Annotated in this window: 23 protein-coding genes and 4 pseudogenes; 11 read left to right on the top strand and 16 right to left on the bottom strand. The window is 72.3% G+C overall.

Going from position 1 to position 22310, the window contains the following annotated elements:
• Positions 1-2 precede the first annotated feature (2 nt).
• Genes ACIRVK_RS04790 through ACIRVK_RS04775 form a run of 4 tightly spaced genes read right to left on the bottom strand, consistent with a single transcriptional unit; the run spans position 3 to position 3247 of the window.
• Entirely contained in the window at positions 3-419 is a 417-nt protein-coding gene (locus ACIRVK_RS04790) for an ATP synthase subunit C (protein WP_404243956.1), read from the bottom strand.
• Positions 416-1888, bottom strand: a complete 1473-nt coding sequence (locus ACIRVK_RS04785; RefSeq protein ID WP_404243955.1) for a V-type ATPase 116kDa subunit family protein — start codon at positions 1886-1888, stop codon at positions 416-418. Before ACIRVK_RS04785 ends, ACIRVK_RS04790 begins: the two co-directional genes overlap by 4 nt.
• On the bottom strand, positions 1875-2822 hold the full coding sequence (locus ACIRVK_RS04780) for a V-type ATPase subunit (RefSeq protein WP_404243954.1): 948 nt from the start codon (positions 2820-2822) through the stop codon (positions 1875-1877). The genes ACIRVK_RS04785 and ACIRVK_RS04780 overlap by 14 nt, the downstream gene beginning before the upstream one ends.
• Positions 2822-3247 (bottom strand): hypothetical protein, encoded by a 426-nt coding sequence (locus tag ACIRVK_RS04775; protein ID WP_404243953.1) that lies wholly within the window; start codon positions 3245-3247, stop codon positions 2822-2824. The genes ACIRVK_RS04780 and ACIRVK_RS04775 overlap by 1 nt, the downstream gene beginning before the upstream one ends.
• A 212-nt stretch (positions 3248-3459) precedes the next feature.
• On the opposite strand from ACIRVK_RS04775, the gene ACIRVK_RS04770 reads away from it, so the two are divergent.
• Positions 3460-4305, top strand: a complete 846-nt coding sequence (locus ACIRVK_RS04770; RefSeq protein WP_404243952.1) for a CBS domain-containing protein — start codon at positions 3460-3462, stop codon at positions 4303-4305.
• Between the two features lie 61 nt (positions 4306-4366).
• On the opposite strand, the gene ACIRVK_RS04765 is transcribed toward ACIRVK_RS04770, so the two are convergent.
• From ACIRVK_RS04765 to ACIRVK_RS04715, 11 genes and pseudogenes are all read right to left on the bottom strand, one after another.
• Positions 4367-4591, bottom strand: coding sequence for a hypothetical protein (locus tag ACIRVK_RS04765; RefSeq protein ID WP_404243951.1), 225 nt, complete (start codon positions 4589-4591; stop codon positions 4367-4369).
• A 5-nt stretch (positions 4592-4596) separates the two neighbouring features.
• Positions 4597-5054, bottom strand: a pseudogene (locus ACIRVK_RS04760) (heavy metal translocating P-type ATPase); the annotation flags it as partial.
• Between the two features lie 76 nt (positions 5055-5130).
• On the bottom strand, positions 5131-5391 hold the full coding sequence (locus tag ACIRVK_RS04755; RefSeq protein ID WP_404243950.1) for an acyl carrier protein: 261 nt from the start codon (positions 5389-5391) through the stop codon (positions 5131-5133).
• A complete protein-coding gene (locus tag ACIRVK_RS04750; RefSeq protein WP_404243949.1) occupies positions 5388-6842 on the bottom strand; it encodes a 2-oxo acid dehydrogenase subunit E2 in 1455 nt (484 codons plus the stop codon). The genes ACIRVK_RS04755 and ACIRVK_RS04750 overlap by 4 nt, the downstream gene beginning before the upstream one ends.
• A gap of 2 nt (positions 6843-6844) precedes the next feature.
• On the bottom strand, positions 6845-7837 hold the full coding sequence (locus ACIRVK_RS04745) for an alpha-ketoacid dehydrogenase subunit beta (protein ID WP_404243947.1): 993 nt from the start codon (positions 7835-7837) through the stop codon (positions 6845-6847).
• A 2-nt stretch (positions 7838-7839) separates the two neighbouring features.
• Entirely contained in the window at positions 7840-8904 is a 1065-nt protein-coding gene (gene pdhA / locus ACIRVK_RS04740; protein WP_404243945.1) for a pyruvate dehydrogenase (acetyl-transferring) E1 component subunit alpha, read from the bottom strand.
• Positions 8901-10691 (bottom strand): acetate--CoA ligase, encoded by a 1791-nt coding sequence (gene acsA / locus ACIRVK_RS04735; RefSeq protein ID WP_404243944.1) that lies wholly within the window; start codon positions 10689-10691, stop codon positions 8901-8903. Before acsA ends, pdhA begins: the two co-directional genes overlap by 4 nt.
• Positions 10692-10724: 33 nt before the next feature.
• Positions 10725-11750 carry an alcohol dehydrogenase catalytic domain-containing protein gene (locus tag ACIRVK_RS04730; RefSeq protein ID WP_404244254.1) on the bottom strand — a complete coding sequence of 342 codons (1026 nt, stop codon included), beginning with the start codon at positions 11748-11750 and terminating at the stop codon, positions 10725-10727.
• A 342-nt stretch (positions 11751-12092) separates the two neighbouring features.
• Positions 12093-12281, bottom strand: a complete 189-nt coding sequence (locus ACIRVK_RS04725; RefSeq protein WP_404243942.1) for a hypothetical protein — start codon at positions 12279-12281, stop codon at positions 12093-12095.
• A gap of 75 nt (positions 12282-12356) precedes the next feature.
• On the bottom strand, positions 12357-13877 hold the full coding sequence (locus ACIRVK_RS04720) for an AAA family ATPase (protein ID WP_404243940.1): 1521 nt from the start codon (positions 13875-13877) through the stop codon (positions 12357-12359).
• Entirely contained in the window at positions 13870-14739 is an 870-nt protein-coding gene (locus ACIRVK_RS04715) for a universal stress protein (RefSeq protein WP_404243938.1), read from the bottom strand. The genes ACIRVK_RS04720 and ACIRVK_RS04715 overlap by 8 nt, the downstream gene beginning before the upstream one ends.
• 209 nt (positions 14740-14948) lie before the next feature.
• On the opposite strand from ACIRVK_RS04715, the pseudogene ACIRVK_RS04710 reads away from it, so the two are divergent.
• The 8 genes and pseudogenes from ACIRVK_RS04710 to ACIRVK_RS04675 all read left to right on the top strand — a co-directional run bounded on the left by ACIRVK_RS04710 (position 14949) and on the right by ACIRVK_RS04675 (position 19091).
• Positions 14949-15769: pseudogene (locus ACIRVK_RS04710) on the top strand (universal stress protein).
• Between the two features lie 125 nt (positions 15770-15894).
• Positions 15895-16506, top strand: coding sequence for a hypothetical protein (locus tag ACIRVK_RS04705; RefSeq protein WP_404243936.1), 612 nt, complete (start codon positions 15895-15897; stop codon positions 16504-16506).
• A 45-nt stretch (positions 16507-16551) separates the two neighbouring features.
• Positions 16552-16659 (top strand): annotated as a pseudogene (locus ACIRVK_RS04700) (hypothetical protein); the annotation flags it as partial.
• A 58-nt stretch (positions 16660-16717) separates the two neighbouring features.
• A pseudogene (locus ACIRVK_RS04695) lies at positions 16718-17091 on the top strand (nicotinate phosphoribosyltransferase); the annotation flags it as partial.
• 62 nt (positions 17092-17153) lie between these two features.
• Entirely contained in the window at positions 17154-17441 is a 288-nt protein-coding gene (locus ACIRVK_RS04690; protein ID WP_404244253.1) for a DUF1876 domain-containing protein, read from the top strand.
• A gap of 57 nt (positions 17442-17498) precedes the next feature.
• A complete protein-coding gene (locus ACIRVK_RS04685; protein ID WP_404243934.1) occupies positions 17499-17957 on the top strand; it encodes an Hsp20/alpha crystallin family protein in 459 nt (152 codons plus the stop codon).
• Between the two features lie 53 nt (positions 17958-18010).
• Complete coding sequence (locus ACIRVK_RS04680; RefSeq protein WP_404243932.1) at positions 18011-18934, top strand: DUF1918 domain-containing protein; 924 nt, start codon at positions 18011-18013, stop codon at positions 18932-18934.
• Between the two features lie 43 nt (positions 18935-18977).
• On the top strand, positions 18978-19091 hold the full coding sequence (locus ACIRVK_RS04675) for a nitroreductase family protein (protein WP_404243930.1): 114 nt from the start codon (positions 18978-18980) through the stop codon (positions 19089-19091).
• Positions 19092-19274: 183 nt separating this feature from the next.
• On the opposite strand, the gene ACIRVK_RS04670 is transcribed toward ACIRVK_RS04675, so the two are convergent.
• A complete protein-coding gene (locus ACIRVK_RS04670; protein WP_404243929.1) occupies positions 19275-19487 on the bottom strand; it encodes a CBS domain-containing protein in 213 nt (70 codons plus the stop codon).
• A gap of 80 nt (positions 19488-19567) precedes the next feature.
• Between ACIRVK_RS04670 and ACIRVK_RS04665 the strand changes: the two genes are divergently transcribed.
• Together ACIRVK_RS04665 and ACIRVK_RS04660 are read left to right on the top strand one after the other, a co-directional pair.
• Entirely contained in the window at positions 19568-20443 is an 876-nt protein-coding gene (locus ACIRVK_RS04665; RefSeq protein ID WP_404243926.1) for a universal stress protein, read from the top strand.
• Between the two features lie 635 nt (positions 20444-21078).
• A complete protein-coding gene (locus ACIRVK_RS04660; protein WP_404243924.1) occupies positions 21079-21963 on the top strand; it encodes a helix-turn-helix domain-containing protein in 885 nt (294 codons plus the stop codon).
• The last annotated feature ends 347 nt before the right edge of the window (positions 21964-22310 follow it).

The raw sequence follows: 22310 nt of genomic DNA, 5'->3' as shown, positions 1-22310 counted from the left end.
GGTCACGCCTTCCCGATCAGAATGACCGCCACGACCAGCCCGTAGATGGCGATGCCCTCGGCCAGGCCGACGATGACCATGGCCCGGCCGAAGAGCTCGGGCCGTTCGCTGAGCGCCGCGAGGGCGGCCGCACCGGTGTAGGCGACGGCGACACCCGCCCCGATCGTCGCGCCCGCCACCGCGATCGCCGCGCCGATCAGGGCCGCGGAGCCCGACCCTGAGTCCTTGGCCGCCGTGGTGGCGGCCTGCGCGGATCCGCCGCCGAGCGCCAGCGTCAGCACCACGGTGGCGGCCACGAGGAGCACGGCGTCGGCGGCGACCGTCCACCACAGGGCCCTGCGGCCCGAACGCCGCAGCACGAGCCGCACGGCGACGAAACCCGCCAGGACCAGGGGCAGCGCCAAGAACCAGGTGATCACGACAGCTCCTTCCGCACCGGGCCGGGGCCGACACTCACCCCGGCCGGGACCGGCCCCGGAACCTGTTCGACGGGCAGCCGCCAGGGCCTGAACGGGCGCCCCTCTCCCTCGAAGAGCCGGGAGAACAGTTCGTAGAACTCCAGACGCAGCGCCTGAACACCCGCCACGAGAGCCTCCAGCGCGAAGGTCAGCGCGTTGCCCACGAGGAACACCAGCGACGCGGCGACGAAGCCGACCGGCCCCCGGCTCACCAGGGCCCTCGTACCGTCCCAGACGATCGCGCCGAGCGCGGCGTGGGTCAGGCCGAAGGCCGCGAGCCGTGCGAAGGACACCACGTTGGAGCCGATCCTGACGACCGCGTCGAAGAGCTGGATTCCGGTCTGCACCGTGCCGCCCGGACCACCCGCCGTGTCCGCGTACAGCTTGGCGCCGGCCAGCGTCAGACCGATGACGGCGATCACGGCCCCCACCACCGCGTAAGGCATCCGGCCCAGCCGCAGGGCACCGACGACGACGGCGAGGCCCAGATAGAGCGCGGCTCCCGCGATGCCGGTGGTCGCGTACAGGGCCCGCATCGGTCCGCCCTCCCGCCAGCGGTTCACGATCCCGGCGGCGTAGGCGGCGGCCAGCAGCACCGCACCGAGCCCGACGGCGGTGCCCAGCAGCCGCATCGGCTCCTCCAGTGGCTCGAGCCACAGCACGGGCAGCACCCCGGTCGGACCGAAGAACTCGCCGTACGCCACCCCGGCCAGGATGGCGGCCAGCCCGGCCCCGGCCACGAACGGCCACAGCGGGCGCAGTGCCGCCGCCCGGCGCGGCCGGCCCGCACGCAGCAGGAAGGCGACGACGACCAGCAGCAGCCCGTGCCCGACATCGCCGAACATCAGACCGAACATCACCACGTAGACGATTCCCGCCGGGAGCGTCGGGTCCACGTCCGCGTAGGGCACAGTCCCGTAGGTACTGACCAGCGGCGTGAAGGAGCGGCGCACGGGCCTGCCCGGAGGTGCGGGGCGGGCGCCCGTCAGCAGGGTCGGCGGATCGACGCCGCGCGGAGCCCGCAACGGCACCAGCGCTCCTCCGGCACCCGCGACGCGCGCCGCCGTGGTCCCCACCGCCGTGTCGGGGCACCACCCGGCCAGTGCGGCGACCTCGCCGTGCCGGACGGCGCTGAGGAGGCGTTCCTCCAGTTGCGCCTCACCTGCCAGCAGGTCCGTTCTGCCCTCCCGTTCCAAGACGTCCAGATCGGGCGGAATCCCGCTGAGGACCGGTCGTGTGGGTTCGGCACGCAACCGCTGCAGACGCGTGGCCGCGGGCCCGCGGACTTCCGGACCGCCGTCCCCGGCGAGGTCGATCTCCACGCAGCCAGCCTCGGCGATCCGCACCAGGCTCTCCCGCAGCACCCGCTCGGGGGCCACGAGGGCCACCCGGCGCATCCGGACCGGGATCGCCGCCTCAGCCCGGACCATCGGGCGCCTCCGCCGCCGTCCAGTCACCGGGGCCACCACCCCGGGCGGCCAGTTCCAGCGCGCCGCGCGTGCGCCACGCGTCGGCCGACAGCAGGGCCACGGCCCCTACCACCGGCCCCAGACCGAAGGAGGACGTGCGCAGCAGTTCCCGGCCATCCCGCTCGACCGCGTCCCACCACCGTGCCTCCGCCCGCCACAGGTCGGCCGCCTGGTCCACGTCGTCCAGTACCCGGCGCGTGTCGGCGGGCAGTGCCTGCCGGAAGTCCGCGTACGACCCCGCGCTCACCGCTCGCGGGCCGAGCAGGCGGGAGGCGCGCCGGACGGAGACGTCCGGCAACCGGCGCCCGACGACGAACACCTCGCGGCCGAACAGCAGGACGAGCCGGGCCGCCGCCCAGGGCGCCGCGTCGGGAACGGCGGTGGCGAGGCGTACGGCGGCGGAGACCCGCATGCCGGTGGCGAGTGCGGCGGGGGAGTCGCCCCCGGGGTCGCCCCAGTCGGAGGCCGCCAGCGCGGTGCGCAGCTCCGACGGTGTGCGGGTGCGGGCGAGCCGGGTCCAGGCGATCGCCAGTGCGCCCAGGCGGTAGGGCGGGGGATGGGGCCGTTCCGGGCCAACCACCATCTCGCTCAGGTGATGTTCGGTGTTGGAGATCTCGAAGCCCGCGGCGAGTGCCCGGACGGCCTGGGCGCCGGTGGCGGGCTGCCAGCCCGCGAGGACCCGTAGATGCCACAGCAGCGCCGCCGAGACCGCCCGCTGCGCCTCCGCCGGTGTCGCACCGGGGTTGATGTCGTGCCGGTACGGGGTGGCCGCCAGATAGCGCAGAGCATCGTCGAGGGTGCGGGACGCGGCCACCTTCCCGATACTCTCGGGCCCCAGGCGTCTGGTGCGCAGAGCCCGCGCCCGGGTTACTCCGGCCACCCAGCCGGCGCCCATCAGGAACCCGCCTCCGGTGACGGGGAGGGCTCCGGCTCCGCCGTGATGTCCGCCCTCACCAGCGTGAGCGCCCGCTCGGTCAACGCGGGCATCCGGACCCTGGCCCGGTCGAGCACCGCGGCCGCCTCACGTTCCGCACCGGCACGCAGTTCCGTGGCCTCGGCCTCGGCGGCACGCAGCGACCGCTCGGCGGCCCGCTCCCGCGTCCGGCGGGCTTCCTCACGTGCCTCGGACACGATTTCCTCGGCGAGGACCTGGGCTTCGTGCAGGCGTGCTGCGGCGGCGGCGTCGGCGCGCTCGCGCACGCTCCGGGCCTCCGCTTCCGTCTGTTCGAGCAGGGCCAGCGGCCGTGCGAGTTCCGCGCGCAGTTCGGCGGAATGGTCCGCGGGGACACCACCGGGTGCCGCCCGGCCGGGTGATGCCACCGGTCGGAACCGTGTCAGAAAGTCCCGGAATCCCGTCATGAAGTCACCTCAAGGGGCCCAGTCCCCGCTTCCCAGTGTCCTTGGTAGGCGATGACGTGTCGCGTCGCGCCGGGCCGAACGGCCCGCAGGCGGGGCCGTTCGGCCCGGAGGCCGCGTCTGTCGATCGATGCGAAACTGACCTCGTAGGTGTACGGCATCCCCGGGAGGCAGCCGTGAGCGACTCCGAGCACCGCTCCGCGGAGAAGGAAGCCCGCCGTACCATGCCGGGCCGCCCCTGGACACCGCAGGAGGAACCGCGCCAGGACGCGCTGCGCCGGTATCTCGCGGCCGTCGCCGGCGCCGCGTCGGCACGGGGCACCGAAGCGCCCGATTCCGCCGTGGAGGGGTCGACGCCCAAGCCTTCGGCCCCGGCCTCCCGGACACTGGCCGTGCCCCGCGTTCGCGACGTCATGCACGTGCCCGCGGTCTCCGTCCCCGGCGACATGCCTTTCCTCGACGTGGCGCACACACTCGCCCGTGAGCAGGTGAACGCCGTGCCGGTGGTCGACGCCGACGACCACGTGATCGGTGTCGTCTCGGAGTCGGACCTGCTGGCCAAGGCCGCCGTCATGGCGGAGCCGCGGCGGCACGGCCGCGTCGGCAGACTGTGGCAGCACCGCCTGTACGACAAGAGCCACGGGGACACGGCGGCCACGCTGATGACCTTCCCACCGGTCACCGTCCACCCGTCGGAGCGCGTGTCGGACGCGGCGTGGACCGCCGCCCACGCGCGGTTGAAGCGGCTCCCCGTGACCGACCTTCACGGCCGGCTCGTCGGCGTGGTCAGCCGACAGGACCTGCTGCGCGCCCTGATCCGCGACGACACCGAGATCCAGGCCGAGGTCGAGTCCCTGGTCGTACGGTATCTGGTGGATCCGCGTGCCGTCGAAGTGACCGTGAGGAACGGCGTGGTGACCTTGAAGGGTCGACTGGACAAGGACCTCGTACCCGAACTGCTCGCCCCGGTACGGGACATCGACGACGTGGTCGAGGTCGTCGACGCCATCGTGGCGGTGTGAGCCGCCGGCGTCCGCCCCGTCGGTCCGTCGTCGCAGGCACCGGAGCCTTCGTGGGGCGCCCTCACGGGGCGAGGGAGAAGTGGTTCTCCTCCTGGGTGAAGTGCAGCCGCAGGACGGTGTTTCGGCCGTAGAGACAGGAACGCAGGTCGTCGAGTTGTTCGGGGGCCAGGCCGCCGTCGGCGCGGGCCGGTTCGAGGTGGGTGGCGATGCGCCGCGAGAGGCGTTCGATCTCGGTGTGGCGCGGCTCATGGTGGCGCTGGCCTCGGGGAACGCCGGTCGACCGCAAGAGCCGAGCAGGTCGCCGACGACGACCTGTGCCAGCGGCACGGTGGCCCGTGCCGGTGGGCCGAGCGCGGCGCGTGTGCGAGCAAGGCCCGCAGGTCGTGGGAGGCGCGCCGCTGCGCCGCGGCCTCCAGAGTGCGCCCGGTCGCGAGCATCAGCGCGATCAGGGCACCGGCCAGGTGCTTCACCCACGGTCAGGGTCCCGCCGAGCGCGAGTACGGCCTCAGGTCCACGCGCGCCTGCCCGCGCCGCAACGCGACCGGAACCCACCACACCGCGGGGACAACGACGGCCACGGTACCCAGGGCCCAGAGCAGGTCAGCGAGGTTGGGGCCGTCCACGAGCCAGGCGATGCCGCCGCCGGCGAGGGCGGCCGTCGTGACGATCAGGAGGACGGGTTCCAGCCGTCGGGACACTCCTGTGGCGGTCAGGCGGTGCAGTCGCGCTGCGAGTGCGGAGTGGTTCATGGCACACCTCGGGGGATCCGGCACGGTGACCGCCGGATCGGTCTTCTTCCATCCCACCGCGGCACCCGGGTTCCGCTCAGCGCGGAGGCCGGGAGTGGGCGAGGAGGAAGTCGGCACCGGCGGACAGCGTGGTCAGACGGGTCGTGTCCTCGTCCTCGATCCGGACGCCGGACCGTTCGCTGAGGACCTCGACGAAACTCAGGAAGTCGAGGGAGTCCATCTCCAGCACGTCGCGGAACGCGTCGTCGGGCCCTAGGGCGGCCACGTCCGCGCCGGGGACGACACGGGAGATCGACTCCCTGACCATGTCGAGTGCTTCGGTTCGGTTAATGTTCACAGCTGCTCCGGGTTCTGCAGGAGTCGGGTGACGGCCGTGAGGTAGCGGGCGCCGACGGCGCCGTCCGTCGCGCGGTGGTCGGCGGAGAGGGTCGCCGTGACCACGGGACGTACGCCGAGCAGGCCGTCGACGGCCCATGGCCGGTCGACGACCCGGCCGAAACCGACCAGGGCCACCTGCGGCGGGTAGATCACGCCGAAGACGCTTTCGACGCCCTGGTCGCCGAGATTGGTGACCGTGATCGTGGCGTCGGACACCTCGGAGCCGCGCAGCCTGCCCGTCCGGGCCCGGGTGACCATGTCCTTCAGCGCGGCCATCAACTGAGGGAGCGCGAGAGCGTCGGCGTCGCGCAGTGTGGGGGCGACGAGCCCTCCTCCGCGCAGGGACACAGCCACCCCGAGGTGCACCCCTTCACCGGCCGTGAAGTGGTTGTCGGTCCAGGAACCGTTGAGTTCGGGGACCTCCCGAGCGGCCAGTGCCGCCGCTTTGAGCAACAGGGCCGCCGGCAGGAGTCGTTCGCCGACCGGGCTATGCCGGTTGTGCTCGCGCAGCCAGTTCATCGAGGCGGCCATGTCCACGGTGGTGGACAGGTAGTAGTGGGGGATGTCCCGGTTGGCGCGGCTCATCAGGGCGGCGATCGCTCGGCGCATGGTCGCTGCCCGGTCATCGGACGGCGGCACCGTGGCGTGGCGTTCAACGGCAGGACGCGCGTCCGCGCGCGGTGGCGCGACCGGTGTGGCCGGACCGGGCGCGGCTTGCCGCACGTCCGCGGCACGGACAGCCGAGTCCGTTCCCGTCCCCGCCACCGTGGTCAGGTCGACCCCGAGCTCTGCGGCGAGCCGCCGGGCGAGCGGGGTGGCCCGCGCGCGCGGCGGCCGAGCGGCGGACCTGGCAGCCGCCGCCTTCTCTACGTCAGCCCGGGTGACGCGTCCTCCCGGTCCGGTGCCGCGCAGCGCCTCCAGATCGACGCCACTGTGCTCCGCGAGGTGGCGGAGCAGGGGACCCGCTTCGAGGTGGCCGGGGTGCAGCACCGTGGCGGGTGTGGCGGCCGGGACGGGCGTTGCGGGCATGGGCTCTGGTTCGGCTGCGGGTGATGGAGGAGGGGCAGACGGTGGAGGCGAAGGGCGCGGCGAAGCCGGCGCCGGCTCGGTGGGCTCGCTCTTCTTCCGTGCGTGGCGAGCCGTCCGCTTCCTGGGCTTCCTCGCTCCGTCCTCCCCCGACGTCCCGATCACCGCGAGTGGTGTGCCCACCGGCACCGTCGCACCGGGATCGACCAGCAGCTCCGCCATGGTCCCGGTCTCGAAGCACTCCACCTCGATTGTCGACTTCGCGGTCTCGACGACCGCGACCGGATCGCCCTTGTGGACGGGGTCACCCGGCTGCACCAGCCATTCCAGCAGGGTGCCCTCGTCCATGTCGGCGCCGAGGGACGGCATGGTGAACTCGGCCATAGTCAGTCCACCGCCCGGTGGGCTGCCGCGACGATGTCGGCGGTCTGCGGCAGGGCGGCCTCCTCCAGTTGCCGGGCGTACGGTATCGGGACCTCGGCGCTGCACACCCGCTCGACGGGAGCGTCCAGTTCGTAGAACGCGTCCTCCGCGATCCGGGCGGACACCTCGGCGGCCAGGCTTCCCGTACGCCATGCCTCGTCGACGACCACGGCGCGGTGGGTACGGGTGACGGAGGTGGTGATGGCAGCGACATCGAGGGGGCGGAGCGTGCGCAGGTCGAGCACTTCCGCGTCGATGTTCTCGGCGGCCAGCTCGTCCGCCGCCGCGAGGGCCTTGGACAGCGAACCCCCGTAGGTGATCAGGGTGATGTCGGTACCGGGACGGCGGATCGCGGCGTGGTCCAGGTCCACCGGTCCGGCGGACGGCGGAAGTTCACCGGAGACGTTGTAGAGGCTGCCGTGCTCGAAGATCAGTACGGGGTCGGGGTCGGCGAGCGCCGGTGCGAGCATGTGGCGGGCGTCCTCCAGGGTGGCGGGTGCGAGGACGCGGATGCCGGGGATGTGCGCGTACCAGCCCTCCAGGCTGTGCGAGTGCTGCGCGGCGAGCTGCCGTCCGGCGCCCGTGGTCGTGCGGATGACCAGCGGTACCGGAAGCTGCCCGCCCGACATGTGCAGCAAAGTGGCGGCGTTGTTGAGGATCTGGTCGAGGGCAAGCAGGCTGAAGTTGACGGTCATGATCTCGACGATCGGTCGCATCCCGGCCAGGGCGGCGCCGATCCCGGCGCCCACGAACGCGGACTCGGACAGAGGGCTGTCGCGGACGCGTTCCGGGCCGAACTCCTCCAGCAGACCGAGGCTGACGCCGAAGCAGCCGCCGTAGCGGCCCACGTCCTCCCCCATGAGGAAGACGCGGTCGTCGGAGCTCAGCGCCTCCCGCAGGGCCTCGCGCATGGCCTCCCGGTACGTCGTCGTCCCAGCCGCCGTCTTGGTGCCCATGGTCAGCTCACCGTCTCCGCGGGGGCGCTGGTGACATGCCGGAGCAGGCTCTCGACCGGTTCCTCCGGCGCCTGTTCGGCGGCTTCGACGGCGTGGTCGATCTCGGCGGTGATCCGCTGCTCGACCCGGGCGACGTCCTTGTCGACCGGCGCGCCGCTCGCGCGCATGCGGTCCATGAGCAGGGTGATCGGGTCGCGGGACTTCCACCGCTCGATCTCCGCCTTGTCACGGTAGCGGTCGGGGTCGTACATCGAGTGGGCGCGGAAGCGGTAGGTGCGCAGTTCCAGGAAGTGCGGGCCGGTGCCGGTCCGGATGCCCTCGACGGCCCGCCGGGCGGCCTGTTCCACGGCCTCGACGTCCATGCCGTCCACGGACCAGGCGACCATGCCGTAGGAGGTGGCGCGCATCGCCAGGTCGGTCTGCGCCTGGTGCCGTTCCAGAGCCGTGCCCATGGCGTAGAGATTGTTCTCGCACACGAACAGCAGGGGCAGGTTCCACAGGGCCGCGAGGTTCGCCGTCTCGTGGAACTCGCCCTCGGCGAACGCCCCGTCGCCGAAGAAGCAGCAGGTGACGCGGTTCTGTTCGCGCATACGGTCGGCGAGCGCGAGGCCGGCGGCCAGGGGAAGCCCGCCGGCGACGATGGCGTTGCCGCCGTAGAAACGCCGGCTCGCGTCGAACAGGTGCATGGACCCGCCCCGGCCCCCGCTGCACCCGGTCGTCCTGCCGTACATCTCGGCCATGACCGCCTCCGCGCTGATGCCGCGAGCCAGGGCGTGGCCGTGCTCGCGGTACGTGGCCACGACCGCGTCCTCAGGGGTCAGCGCCTCGTTGACGCCGACGGCGACGGCCTCCTCACCGATGTAGAGGTGGACGAAGCCGCGGATCTTCGTGGCGCTGTACAGCTCGACGCACCGCTCCTCGAAACGCCGGATGCGCAGCATCGCCTCGAGCAGGTCGCTGCGGTGCCCGGTGTCCGCGCCGGGCCCGGCCTTCGCGGTCTTCGTGGACTTCCTGACGGCTTTCCGGGGCGTCGGGGTACGGGTACGGCTGGGGCGGGCCAGGCTCATGTGGATCCCTCCAACGTGGACAGGTCGCCGGTGGGCAGGCCGAGTTCGCGTGCGCGCAGCAGTCGGCGCATCACCTTGCCGCTGCGGGTCTTGGGCAGGTTCTGGTCGAATGTGATCTCCCGGGGAGCGACGGCGGGACCCAGCTTGCGGCGCCCGAAGCCGAGCAGCTCCCGCTCCAGGTCCGGGGTCGGCTCCACCCCCGGGCGCAGGGACACGAACGCCTTGACGACGTTCCCGGCGACAGGGTCCGGTCGTCCGATCACCCCCGCCTCGGCCACCAGAGGGTGTTCCATCAGCGCGCTCTCCACCTCGAACGGGCCGATGAGATGCCCCGCCGACTTGATCACGTCGTCGGCGCGTCCCACGAACCAGTACCAGCCGTCGGTGTCCCGGCGCACCAGATCGCCGGTCAGGTACCAGGCGTCCGCGAACGCCGCGTCGTATCGCTCCTTGTCGTGCAGATACCCGCGGAACATCGACGGCCAGCCCGGTCGCAGCGCGAGCTCGCCCTCGACGCCGGGGGCGCTCACCTGCGTCACCCTGCCGTCGATGACCAGGGCCCGGCCGTCCTCGCCCTGCTCCAGCACGGTCGCCTCGACGCCCGGCAGCGGCCGTCCCATCGAGCCCGGCCGGATCTCGCACGCCGCGAAGTTCGCGATCATGATGCAGCCGGTCTCCGTCTGCCACCAGTTGTCGTGCACCGGCAGGCCCAGCACGTCCCGGCCCCACACGACGGCCTCCGGGTTGAGGGGCTCGCCGACGGAGGCGATGAAGCGGAGGGCGGAGAGGTCGTGTGAGCGCGGCAGGTCGTAGGGGCCCTGGCGCGGTGTGGCGCGCATCAGCATGCGCAGGGCCGTCGGGGCGGTGTACCAGACGGTGACGCGTTCGTCCCCGAGGATCCGGTACCAGCGCCGAGCGTCGTAGTCGCCTTCGTCGACGACCACCGTCACGCCGTGGACGAGAGGGGCGATGACGCCGTACGACATGCCGGTGACCCAGCCGGGGTCGGCGGTGCACCAGTACACGTCCTCGGGATGCAGGTCGAGTGCGTAGGCGGCGGTGGCGTAGTGGGCCACGACTGCCTCGTGGACGTGGACCGCGCCCTTGGGCGTGCCGGTGGTGCCGCTGGTGAAGTGCAGCAGGGCCATGTCGTCGGGGGACGTCGGCGGAATGGCGAAGGCGTCGGGGGCGGTGGACAACAGGTCGTCGAAGGAGGCGGTGCCGGGCAGCTCCGCGGCGCCGGTGCCGACTATCAGGACGTGGTCGAGGCCGGGCAGCGAAGCCCGGCGCTCGGCGACCTTGCGCCGGTAGAGGTCCGCGGTGGTGACCAGGACCCGCGCGTCGCCGAGACGCAGCCTCTGCTGGACCGGGTCGGGGCCGAACGCGGAGAAGAGCGGACACAGGACACTGGTGTTCTTCAGCGTGCCCAGCACCGTCGTGTACAGCTCGGGGCAGCGCCCGAGCAGCGTGAAAACCCGGTCCCCGTGGCCGACGCCGAGCGACCTCAGGACGTTCGCGAAGCGGGCGGTACGGCGGGCCAGTTCGGCGTACGTGACGGTGGAGACGGAGTCGTCCCGGGCCACGCAGCTCAACGCGACCTTGTCCGCCTTGCCCGAAGCCACGTGCCGGTCGACCGCCTCGTGGGCCATGTTCAGGCCGCCGCCGGGAAGCCCGGCCAGCTCGTTACGCGCCTGCGACCACGTGAACGCCGAGCGGGTCAGGTCGTAGTCGCCGAGAAGCGGCGGCACCGCGGGCTCGGTGTCCTTGAGGATGGTTTCCCAGTGCATCGGTGCTCCTCCCGGCACTGCCCCGATCTCTCGTCAGCGGTGCAGTACGACCTTCAGGGCGCCCGTGGTGGTGCCGTGGGTGAACGCCTCGTAGGCGTCCTCCATCCGGTCCAGGGGGAAGGTGTGGGTGACCAGCCCGGCGACGGGCAGGTCGCCGTACCTCATGAGCCCCAGCAGCCATGGTGTGGAGGACGTGTCGACCTGGCCGGTGCTGATGGTCACGTTCTTGCGCCAGAGGGATTCGAGATGCAGCGTGACCGGCTTGCCGTGCACGCCGATGTTGGCGATGTGCCCTCCGGTGCGGACGGCGCGGGTACTCAAGCCGAAGCCGTCCGGTTCTCCGGACGCCTCGATGACGACGTCGGCTCCAGGCCCCTCGGACAGGTCGGCGATCACCTTCCCCGGCAGCTCCGCGGCGTCGACGCCCACACGCGCGGCCGCCTCGAGCCGCGCGGCGGACAGGTCCACCACCACGACCCGGCGGGGCGAGTAGAGCCGCGCGATGATCACCGACGCGAGTCCGACCGGCCCCGCACCCACCACGACGACGGTGTCGCCGGGGCTCACATGCCCGTTGCGTACCCCGACCTCGTAGGCGGTCGGCAGGACATCGCAGAGCAGGACCGCCTCGTCGAGCGGGACGTTCTGCGGCCTGCGGTGGGTGGAGTGGTCGGCGAACGGCACCCGCACCAGTTCGGACTGCGTTCCGTGGATCTCGTTGCCCAGGATCCACCCGCCGCCGGCGCTGCACTGTCCGAGCGTGGTGTTGCGGCATTCCCGGCAGCGGCCGCAGGCCGAGACGGCCGACACGATCACCTGGTCGCCGGGGCGCAGTTGATGGACGCCGCCTCCCACATCCACGACCTCGCCGACGGCCTCGTGGCCGAGGACCGTGCCCGGTTTCACCTCGGGGAGGTCGCCCCGCAGAATGCGCAGGTCGCTGCCGCAGATGGTGGTGACGTCGACACGGACGATCGCGTCGGTCGCGTCTTCGATCGCGGGGTCGGGGACGGTGTCCCAGGAGATCTGTCCCGGGCCGTGGTAGACGAGTGCTCGCACGGTAGTCACTCCCTCGCTCCCCCCACTCAACGGTCGCTCCGGCCGGGCACCCGGGCAACCCGGGCCTTGGGCCCGTCGGACTGCTCAGGCGGTTGCCACAACGCCGACCAGGGAGAGCCAGTCGGTCAGCGCGGGCCGGGTCGGCGGCCCCGCAGCGGAAGCCGACGTGGCCGTCCGGCCGGACGGACAGCAGACCGCGCCCGGGGCTGTTCGTCAGCCGGAGGAAGGTGACCTGAGGGCCGGTCACCACCTCGGGCTGCGGGTCCGCGTCGCGTTGGAGCAGCAGGTGGACTCCGGGGCGGGCCAGCAGCGCGTGCAGCCGTTGAGGAGGTCCTCCGACGCTCACGGTCGCGTCCGGCAGCCGGTCCCCCGGGCGAGGAGCACCCCGAAGGCGCGGGCTCCGCTGCCGAGCCGGGTTTCCCGGTACACCCGGGCCGAGGTGCCGTCCGTGAAGCGCAGCCGCGTCCCGAGCCGGTCCTGGGCCAGGTGGCTGTGGTGGCGTGCGAGCAGCTGAAGGTCGAGGCGAAGCACGCGGCCACGGCTCGCCATGCCTCGCCCGGGGGGGAAGCGGTCTCTGTTCGCCCATGGTGGCCTCCGGTTTTCCGCCTAGTCCGGTTCCATGTAGGGGCGGCGGAAGACCGGCGCCTGGCCGGTACCCCATGGTCTTACGGCGGCCAGTGCCCGGGAGACGGCGTGTTCCAGCGGTCCGCTGGTGTCGACGGTGACGGCCTCGGGCCACGCGGGCTCCCTCGCCGCCATGGCGGCGGCGACGTCGAGGTCGGCGTCGGACGGCCCGGGGGCACGGGTGCTCAGGCGGGCCGCGGCGACCTCGCCCGGTACCTGACAGTGGAGGGCCGTCAGGTCGGCACTGGTGAGCTCGGCCACGTGCTGTGCAGCCGTACGCTGCTCCGCCGTGGACCAGCTGGCGTCCAGTACGACGGACTCACCGGCCGACAGCAGTATGGCGGCGCGGTCCAGCAGCGCCGCGTAGGTCCGTGCCGTCCACTCGGCGGTGTACAGCCCCTCGCCGTAGCCGGCCGCCGCCGACCGCTCCGGGGAAATGCCCGCCAGTTCCTTGCGGAGCCGGTCGCTGCTGAGGAGGGTGGCCTCCAGCCGGTCGGCGAGCGCACCGGAGAGGGTGGACTTCCCGCTGCCGGGCATCCCGCCGACGAGGGTGAGTCCGACGGCGGCGGTGCGCAGGTGGCGCAGGGCCGTCGCGACCAGCCGCCGTGCCGCCGACTCCGCGCCCGGCGCTCCCTGACCCGCCTGGATGAGCGACACCTTGGCGCGGACGAACGCGCGGTAGGCGACGTAGTGGTGCCACAGCGACGGGGGCGCCGGGTCGCCGGAGTACTCGCCGTAACGGGCGAGGAAGAAAGCCGCCGCCTCCGGAGCGCCCAGCTGTTCGAGGTCCATGGCGAGGAAGGCGGCGTCGTCAAGACCGTCGACGTACCGGAGGCGGTCGTCGAACTCCAGGCAGTCCAGGACACGGGGTCCGTCGTCGAGGCAGAAGACGTCCTCGGCGAGCAGGTCGCCGTGGCCGTCGACCACCCTCCCCTGCTCGATGCGGGAGTCGAACAGCCCCTCGCGGCCCGCGAGATAGCGGCGCACCAGCCGTTCGATCTCGCGGACCCCGTCGGGCACGGAGCCTGCGCCGGTCAGTGCGCGGATCTGCGCGAAGCTCGCCTCCCAGCGAGAGGACAGCGCGTCCCGCGTGCCCTGTTCGTCCACCTCCCGGCCGCGGGGCGCCTCGGCGTGCCACGTGGCGAGCCGCCGCGCCACGGTCCGCAGCACGTCGTCGAGCGGGGCACCCGTGCGCACCAGCCGTGACAGTCGTCGTTCCGCAGGCATCCTGCGCATCACCACGATTGGTTCCGGCGCCTCGGATTCAGGGGCCGAGACCTCGCCCAGGCCCAGGTAGACGTCTGGCGCGAAGCGGCGGTTGATGGCGACCTCGCGTTCGCATGCCGCCCTGCGGGCTGTCCGCTCGGTGTAGTCGAGGAAACCCAGGTTCACGGGCTTCTTGACCTTGTAGGCGCGGTCGCCGGCGAAGAAGAGGATCGCGCTGTGGGTCTCGCACACCTCCGCCCGCGGCGGCCGGTGGCAGGGACGGCCGGGCTCAGTCATGGGGGACGACGGCGACGGGGCAGCGTCCGTGGTGGAGGGCGGCGTGGGCGACGGGGCCCAGGTGGGGCGCCACACCGTGCCGGTGTGCGCGACGGCCGACGACCAGCAGCGCGGCGCCCCCGGCGGACTGGACGACGGCCTTGGCGGGGCTCGTCAGACGGATGCTGTAGTCCACCTCCACCTGCGGGTACTTCTCGTGCCAGGGTCGGAGCGCCCTGCTGAGCTCTTTCTGCGCCTCCTTCTTCATCTCCTCGGTGATCTCGTGGTCCGCACCCCAGGGCGTGCGCGCGTGGAGCGGCACGCTGCGGCCGTGCACGGCCAGCAGGGGGACGTTCCGGGCCGCCGCGGTGTGGAAGGCGAAGTCGAGCAACTCCTCACCGGAGTCGCGCAGTTTCAACGCAACCACCACGCCACTCGCCGGTGCGGGGGACGGCCCCTCCTGCGTCGGCTCCGCGCGGACCAGGACGACCGGCCGCTCGGCACGCGCCACGACCGGCATGCTGACGTCGCCCATGAAGTAGCTCTCGACGGCCTCCAGCCCCCGGGAGCCGAGCACGAGCATCTCGGAATCCGAGGCCGCTCGGAGCAGTGCCTCCCGGGCGTCCTCGGGGACCAGGCTCCCGACGACGGTCAGGCCCGGATGGCGGGTCTGCAGCTCCGCCTGTGCGGTGTGGACGAGACGCTTCGCCCAGTAGTTCTGGTCGACTTCGCCAGGCATCAGGGCCGGTTCCGGCGCCAGCAGCGGCCACGCGTGCAGCAGCCGCAGGGTGAGCTTGCGCTTCTCGGCCTCGTCGGCGGCCCAGCGGGCGGCGGAGAGGCTCTCGGGTGAGCCGTCCAGGCCCACGGTGACGACTGGCTGCATGGCGGCGGCCTCCGACTCGTACGAAGCTGGAGATGACGGTGGATGACGGTGACCGAGTCCGGTGGCGCCTCAGGTCCGAACGTCGACATGCCGGGCGTGGTGCGTTCTCTCCCTTCGAGAAGTACCCCAATCCCGTCCGGCGCGCATGTGGACCAGAGAGGACGAGGAGCCCGGAGAACGCGCACCCGGTACGAGAGGGGACCGGAGCGGTGACCATTCCCCCGGTCGTCGGCGTCGACGGGTCCGAGGCGAGCCTGGAGGCCGTGGACCGGGCCTCCGACGAGGCGGGCCGGCACGGGGTGCCGCTGGACCTCCTGCATGCCGCCGCCGGGGAGTCCGAGGCGTCCGACGCGATCGCGACGGCCGCGCTCCGCGCCGGACAACGTGCTTCCCCAGTGCGGCTGTCGAGCGAGGTGGTGCAGGAGGAGCCTGCTTCCGCCCTGGTCGACCAGGGGCGCAACGCCTTCGCACGGGTGCTCGGGTCCAGGAGGCTGGGTGACCTCGCCGGGATGCTGCTGGGCGGGGTCAGCCTGGCCGTGGCGGCGCGGGCGGACTGTCCGGTCGTGGTGGTGCGCGGCGCGGCGGAGCACCGACAGGGCCGGTTCGGAAGGGTCGTCGTCGGTGTCGAGGAGGGCGAAGGCAGTGGTACGGCCGTGCGGTTCGCGTGCCGGGAGGCGCGGGTGCGGCGTTGCCCCCTGGTGCCGGTGCACACCTGGAGCCGTCGGCCCGGCCGTCACACGGTGCCTCCGCCGCCGAACTGGTACGTCCCGGAGGTCCCCCGGCGCCCTCCGGCCCAGATACCCGACGACGCGCTGCTTGAGGCGGCGGAGTCGCCCGGCGAGCCCGTGGTGACCCGTCGGGTGATCGAGGGCCCGGCCCGCCGGGCGTTGCTGGACGCGGCGTCGGAGGCGGACCTGCTGGTCGTCGGCGCGCCCAGGGACAGGGCCACATGGGCCTGCAACTGGGGCTGATCAACCACGCGCTGCTGCACTACGCGCCCTGTCCCGTCGCGGTCGTGCCCCAGCCATGAGGGACGGCTCCCCGGGGCCAGGGGGCCGGTCCACCAGGGACCTTCGACTCATGCCCCGGACCCATCGGTGTCCGAAACTGGACCAGAGGCGGGGGAGCGACCAGCGACCCGCTGGAGGCCGACCCATGAACGCGCAAGGATCGCCGTACGCATCCGGTTCACCCTCGCCGCGCAGCGAGCACCTGCCACCACGCTCGAACCCGTTGAGGCGTCCGTCCGACAGGTTCGAGTGGTGGTTCCGTCGTCTTCTGATCATCCTCCTTGTCGCGGGGCTGCCGGTGGCCGCCTACGGCGCGGGGATGACGGCGTACGAGGCGTCGATGCGCACCGTGCGGGCCCAGACGGCCGAACGGCACGAGGTCACCGCCCGCCTGACCGGGGACGTCAGGCGTGAGAAGAACAGCGTGGCGAAGCAGCCGGCACAGGTCCGCTGGACCGACGCAGGCGGCGTCGTGCGGACCGGAGCCGCCCTGGTGATGCCGGGAACGTCCGAGGGCACCGCCGTGCGCGTGTGGGTGGACCGGAACGGAACCGTCACCAGTCCGCCTACGAGCACGCTCAACGCGAAGGCCACCGGCTGGTTCATGGGCGGTGCGGCGGCGTTCGGCATGGCCTTCGGGTCCTACGGCCTCTGGGCGGGCACGCGTCTGCTGCTGGACCGCCGAAGGTACGCGCAGTGGGACGCCGAGTGGGAGTGGGCGGAGCCGCTGTGGTCCGCGCGTTTCCGCCGGCGATGAGCCCGCGACCGGACGCAGACCGCGCAAGCAGAGGAGGTGACACCCATGTCGGACGCGACGACCACCGATCTGTACGAAGTCACGATGGCGATGTCCTACCTGCGGGAGGGGATGACCCTCCCGGCGACGTTCAGCTTGTTCGTCCGTGGTCTGCCTCCCGAGCGCGGCTTCCTGATCGCAGCCGGGTTGGAGTCCGCCCTGGACCACCTGGCCGGACGTGCGGATCGACGCGAGTGGCGGCCTCGACGGGTACGCCGTGGACGACCTGGTGCGCGCCGGGGCACCGATCGACACCTACGCCGTCGGCACGCGCGTCGGGGTGTCGGCCGACGCACCGTATCTGGACTCCGCGCACAAGATGGTGGCGTTCGACGGCCGCCCCGTGATGAAGCTGTCGTCGGCGAAGGTCACGGCACCCGGCCCCAAACAGGTTTTCCGCAGTCCCGGCCACGCGGACGTGATCGCTCTCGCCGACGAGCGGCCACCGGACGACGGCGTCGGCTGCCGGAGACGGTGATGGAGAACGGTCGGTGCACCGCCGCGCGGCCCCCGCTCGCCGAGTGCCGGGCGAGGTGCGCCGCAGACCGGCACGGCATCGAGGAGCAGCTCGCGTCACAGCGGTCGGTACCGACATGAGGAGGAAAGCGATGCCGCATACCTTGGAATGGAAGGTCCGTCTCCACCTCTTCGAGGACGACGACGGAACGACGAAGGCTCATCTGGTGCTGGACACCGGCACCACGGAGCTCACCGGTCACGGCGCCGCGCACTGCCATCCGGCGGACGCCGATGTCCCGGAGATCGGTGACAAGTTAGCGGCCGGCCGGGCGCTGAACGACCTGGCCGGGCAACTGCTGCAAGTCGCCGAGCGCGACATCGAGGGAGTGGGCGCACCCCGGCCGAGCACGCGGGAGACCGCCCCGTGGTCCCTGTGAACCGCATACAAGGCCCCATCCGGGGCCGAAGTCCGTGAAACCGAGGAGGGAACACCCATGACACACCCCGCACGACACACCAGCGGCGCGCTTCCGGCTGCCATGCGTGAGCTGGACGACCTCCGCACCAGGGTGGACCAGCTGATGCACGCTGCCTTCACCAGCGGCGGATGGCCCGCGTTCGGCGGGACCGAGCCCTGGGCGCCCATGGCCGACATCGAGGACGCCGAGGACGCCTACCTGGTGGAGCTGGAGCTGCCCGGTATGGACAAGGACCAGATCACCGTGGAGGTCTCCGAGGGCGAGCTCGACGTCCACGGTGAGGTCAAGCAGCGGGAGCACTCCGGGGCGGTGCGCCGGCACACCCGGCGTATCGGCCACTTCGACTACCGCGCGACGCTGCCGCCGAACGCCGACACCGAGCACATCAGCGCGGATCTGAGCAACGGCGTCCTCACGGTCAGAGTCCCCAAGACCGAAAAGGGGCAGACCCAGCGCATCGAGATCACCGGCTGAGCCCGCATTCCCACGCGAGGCACAGCACCATCCGGGAAGAAGGGGCGGTCACCATGCGAGCTCACCTCGGCGACCAGCTCGTCATCGAAAGCACGAAGTCCGGCGCCGCCCGGCGCGATGGGGAAATCGTGGGACTCCATCACACGGACGGCACACCGCCGTACGACGTGCGCTGGTCGGACACGGACGAGGTGACGCTCGTGTTCCCCGGGCCCGACGCGCACATCCACCATCTGGAGCACGGAGGGCCTGGGACGGCTCACGTGCCTGCCGCACCGGACGCTGCCGAGGCGGAGGCAACCTCCCGGCCAGTCCCGTCGACGGGTGCGGCCGCCCCCGGTGACATCGGCCGGCGCGTGGCCGCCGAGCGCCGCAGACAGGGACTCGACCGCGAGGAGACGGCCCGCCGCGCGCGGATGTCGCCCGGCTACCTCGCTTACCTGGAGGAACACCCCGCCGACCCGAGCATGGCGGCCCTCATCAGACTGGCCGACGCACTGGGTACGACGGCCGCCGCTCTGCGCGGAGGAGGCATCGACCTGCCACCGGGCCAAGGACACGCGCTGCTGCATCCACGGCTTCGGGACCTCGGCCCGGACGAGTGCCGCGCCCTGCTGTCCACCCACGGCGTGGGGCGCGTCGCGGTGTCGTCGCCCGACGGCCGTCCGGCGGTCGTCCCGGTCAACTACGAGGTCGTCGGGGAGACCATCGCCTTCCGGACAGCCCCCCACTCGCTGCCCGCAGCGGCCGTCGGGACGGAGGTCGCCTTCGAGGTCGACCACGTGGACGACGCCCTGAGCCGCGGCTGGAGCGTGCTCGCCGTCGGACCCGCGAGCGTCGTCACGGAACCCGACGCCGTGCGCGGGCTGGCCGAGCGGGCCCACACCACACCCTGGCCGGGCGGCGAACGCGAGATGTGGGTGTCGATCCGCCCCACTGGCCTCACCGGCCGCAGGATCACAGCAGCAGACCAGTAGGCCGCTCCGGACGGGGACGCGCGACGACTCACGAGGGAGTCCCTTGAATCCACGAGCACCGTCCGACGAGCAGGTGGCGGCGCTGGTCCCCGACGCCACCGCGGCCCCGTCGATGCACAACGCACAGCCCTGGCGCTTCCGCCACGAAGGGTGTTGATCACGTCGTGCGCGGACACGTGGATCGTGTGACTGAGCGCGGGGAAAAGGTAGGACACCCGCCCCTCGTCGTCGACCACCGGCAGACGCTTGACGTGCTCCACGGCCATGATCCGGGCCGCGTGTGCCAGGGTGACGTCCTGGCGCACCATGCTGGCGGGGACGCTCATGACCTCCTCGGCGGTCACCGCTCCCACCCTGGCGATGCCGGACGAGCGCCGCAGTTGCTCGGCCCGGGTGAGGTCTCCCGGAACTCCTCCTTGGGCAGCAGATCGGCCTCGGAGACCACACCGACGACCCGCCCGTCGGCCTCCACGACCGGCACGGCGCTGACAGTCCCCTCGGCCAGGGCCAGCACGATGTCCCTGAACCGCGTGTCGCGCCGGACGCCAACCACCTGTGTCGCGGTGGCTCGCGGGCGGTGCGACGGTATTCACAGGAGTCTCTCAGCAGCCGGACGGGAAGGCGGTGGCGGCGATGGAACTCCCGTTGGTCGTGGGCGTCGACGGATCGGACTCCAGCGTGTTGGCGGTGGACTGGGCGGTGGACGAGGCGGCGCGGCACGGACTGCCGCTGCGGCTGGTCCACGCCTTCCGATGGGAGCGTTACGAGCGTGCCCTGCCGCAGTTCACCACCGGTCGTCGCGCCGGGGAGGTGATGGCGCAGAACATCGTCGCTTCCTGCGCGCAACGCGCCGGGCTCCGGGATCCGGAGGTGAAGGTGTCCGAGGAGGTCCTGCCCGACGACGCCGTGTCCGCCCTGCTGCGCGCTGCGCCCGACGCGTTCGCCCTGGTCGTGGGGGAACGCGGGCGGGGTGAGGTGTCCGGGCTGCTCCTGGGATCGGTCAGCCTGGCCGTGGCCGCGCGCGCGGTGTGCCCGGTCGTCGTGGTCCGGGGTGCGCCCCCCAACATCCGGGGGTCCCTCGGCCGGATCGTGGTCGGCGTCGGCGACGCGGCCGAGCGCACCGGCGCCGTACGGTTCGCCGCCCGCGAGGCGCAGGCTCGCGGCTGCGCCCTGACGGCCGTCCGGGCATGGCGCCGCCCGGCCCACGAGCACCGCGACCATCCTCTCGTCGCGGACGACGCCGCCCAGGCTCTCGACGAGCGGGCCTCCACCGAGTTGGAGGACGCACTGCGCGAGGCTGTGCGGGACCACCCCGACCTGTCCGTCCACCGCCACACCGCCGAGGGCCCGGCCCACCGCATTCTGCTCGACGCGGCGACCGACGCCGACCTGGTTGTCGTCGGAGCCGAACGCAGGCACGGTCACTTCGGTCTGCAACTCGGCAGGGCCGCCCACACCCTGCTGCACCACTCCGCGTGCCCGGTGGCCGTCGTCCCCCAGCGGGTCTGAGCCCCACCGCGCGGTCCGGTCCCGCCGAGCCGAGAAGGGCCACCCGGAATCCCGCGTCCCCGCAGCCCGGACGCGGCCACCTCCAGCAGGACCTCCTCCGGAGTGCCGGCCGTGACCACCTGTGGCCAGACCAGCTAGGGGACCGGCAAACGATGCCAGAACCCGGCGATGATCGGCTGCTCCCGTTGCCAGTTGCACCGAGGCGACTGGACCCCGCCGCAAAAGAAGAAGACCAGGAAGCGCTGATCCTTCGGGCCGCCGAGAGGGGAAGGCATGTGGGCAGGCTGGACCTCGCCGCGGTCCGCATCCGGTTCGTCGCCGGCCGTTCCCTGGTCTCGTGCCGGCAGTCGGTGCCGGCAAGCCCGCGGCGTCCCTGCGGTTCGCGGAGAACAGCAAGTCGCTTGATGGCCATGCGTGATTCCCCTCTGCCGTCCCGGCGCCTCGTGGCCGGGCCCGCGAGAAGACTTGCGGGTCCGCACCATGCACGTATTGCACGAATGCGACACGGCACGAGCACTTCCAGCGCCGCCGACCCTCCCCTGTTGCGGACTCTGGGTTCCGCCAACGCCCCGCACATGGCGGCGTAATGTTCCCCGATGGTTGACATGCGCCCATCACTCAAACATGGAGGAATCGTGAGCCACCCGGAGGTCTCCCGCCTCGAGGACCTCGGACCCGAGCTGGCCTGCCGTCCCGCCGCCCCCGCCCTTCGCGGGCAGGTGCTCGGTTACCGCGGCTTCCGGTTCGGTCCCCGCAGTCAGCGACGCCGGCTCATGGTGCCGGACGGCGTCGTGAAGATCATGCTGGGGTTCGGTGCCTCTCTGCGGATCGTCGACGCGCTGAGACCGACGCGCGCCACGTTGGTGGCCTCCCTTGCCAGCGGGGTACGCACTACGTCGGTCGTCGGTGAGCACTACGGGCTCCTGTACGGCGTGACGGTCATGCTGACGCCGCTCGCGGCATACCGCGTCTTCGCCGTCCCCATGACCGAGTGGGCGGAGCTCGACCTGGATCCTGAGGACCTCGTCGGACGTGAACTCCGGCAGCTCACCGAGCAACTGGCCGACCGCCCCGACTGGGAGTCGCGATTCGCCTTACTCGACCGCGTACTGACGCACCGGCTCCAGAAAGGTCCACGCTGCGCGCCGGAGGTGGCCTGGGCCTGGGACGAGGTCCACCGCACCGGCGGACGCATCCGGGTGGACGCCCTGGCAGCCGGTACCGGCTGGAGCCGCCGCCAGCTCGAACGCAGGTTCCGCCAGCAGATCGGCCCCACCCCGAAGGCGCTCGCCCAGGTACTGCGACTTCAGGAGGCCCTGCGGCACCGGGAGACCGGGCTGCCCTGGGCGCTGGCCGCGGCACAGGCCGGCTACCACGACCAACCGCACTTCGACCGGACCTTCAAGAACATGGTCGGCTGTACGCCGAGCCAGTTCCGCGCCGACCGCGCCACCGGCGCGCACACCGGACCACTCGACTTCCTGCCCAACCAGATCACCAGCGTCCTGATCTCGGGGTGAGCCGGCGCCGTGTCCGAGGTCGTCGGAGATGCCGGCCTGCCGCACCGGATGCCGACGTCTTCCGCGACAAGCGTCCCACCTACCGCATCGCCGAGCCACTGATCGGCTTCCCATCACGCCATCATGCGACCGGTCTGGGGCCACGGAACGGCCCGGCAACGCATCCCGGGTCTGGCGGCCAGTCGTCGCCGCTTCACCAGCTACCTACTGACCTTTTCGGGTTGCGTTCGGGTGGTGACGTTGGGTGATCCATGCGGTATGCCGGTGTTATGCGGTACGCGGATGGTGGGGGCCTGACTGCTGAGCGGCGGGCTGCGCGTGAAGGGATCCGGCTGGAGGCCGGGCGG

It is taken from the genome of Streptomyces sp. NPDC101152 (assembly GCF_044768275.1).
Lineage (GTDB): Bacteria > Actinomycetota > Actinomycetes > Streptomycetales > Streptomycetaceae > Streptomyces.
The sequence above is the reverse complement of the archived record's forward strand: the minus strand, read 5'-3'. Positions and strand labels throughout refer to the sequence as shown.

Excerpts from the sequence above, each read along its gene's own strand:
- ACIRVK_RS04785 (WP_404243955.1), bottom strand. The coding sequence starts at position 1,888 with ATGGTCCGGGCTGAGGCGGCGATCCCGGTCCGGATGCGCCGGGTGGCC.
- ACIRVK_RS04780 (WP_404243954.1), bottom strand. The coding sequence starts at position 2,822 with ATGGGCGCCGGCTGGGTGGCCGGAGTAACCCGGGCGCGGGCTCTGCGC.
- ACIRVK_RS04750 (WP_404243949.1), bottom strand. The coding sequence starts at position 6,842 with ATGGCCGAGTTCACCATGCCGTCCCTCGGCGCCGACATGGACGAGGGC.
- ACIRVK_RS04745 (WP_404243947.1), bottom strand. The coding sequence starts at position 7,837 with ATGGGCACCAAGACGGCGGCTGGGACGACGACGTACCGGGAGGCCATG.
- pdhA (WP_404243945.1), bottom strand. The coding sequence starts at position 8,904 with ATGAGCCTGGCCCGCCCCAGCCGTACCCGTACCCCGACGCCCCGGAAA.
- acsA (WP_404243944.1), bottom strand. The coding sequence starts at position 10,691 with ATGCACTGGGAAACCATCCTCAAGGACACCGAGCCCGCGGTGCCGCCG.
- ACIRVK_RS04720 (WP_404243940.1), bottom strand. The coding sequence starts at position 13,877 with ATGACTGAGCCCGGCCGTCCCTGCCACCGGCCGCCGCGGGCGGAGGTG.
- ACIRVK_RS04715 (WP_404243938.1), bottom strand. The coding sequence starts at position 14,739 with ATGCAGCCAGTCGTCACCGTGGGCCTGGACGGCTCACCCGAGAGCCTC.
- ACIRVK_RS04705 (WP_404243936.1), top strand. The coding sequence starts at position 15,895 with ATGAACGCGCAAGGATCGCCGTACGCATCCGGTTCACCCTCGCCGCGC.
- ACIRVK_RS04690 (WP_404244253.1), top strand. The coding sequence starts at position 17,154 with ATGCCGCATACCTTGGAATGGAAGGTCCGTCTCCACCTCTTCGAGGAC.
- ACIRVK_RS04685 (WP_404243934.1), top strand. The coding sequence starts at position 17,499 with ATGACACACCCCGCACGACACACCAGCGGCGCGCTTCCGGCTGCCATG.
- ACIRVK_RS04680 (WP_404243932.1), top strand. The coding sequence starts at position 18,011 with ATGCGAGCTCACCTCGGCGACCAGCTCGTCATCGAAAGCACGAAGTCC.
- ACIRVK_RS04665 (WP_404243926.1), top strand. The coding sequence starts at position 19,568 with ATGGAACTCCCGTTGGTCGTGGGCGTCGACGGATCGGACTCCAGCGTG.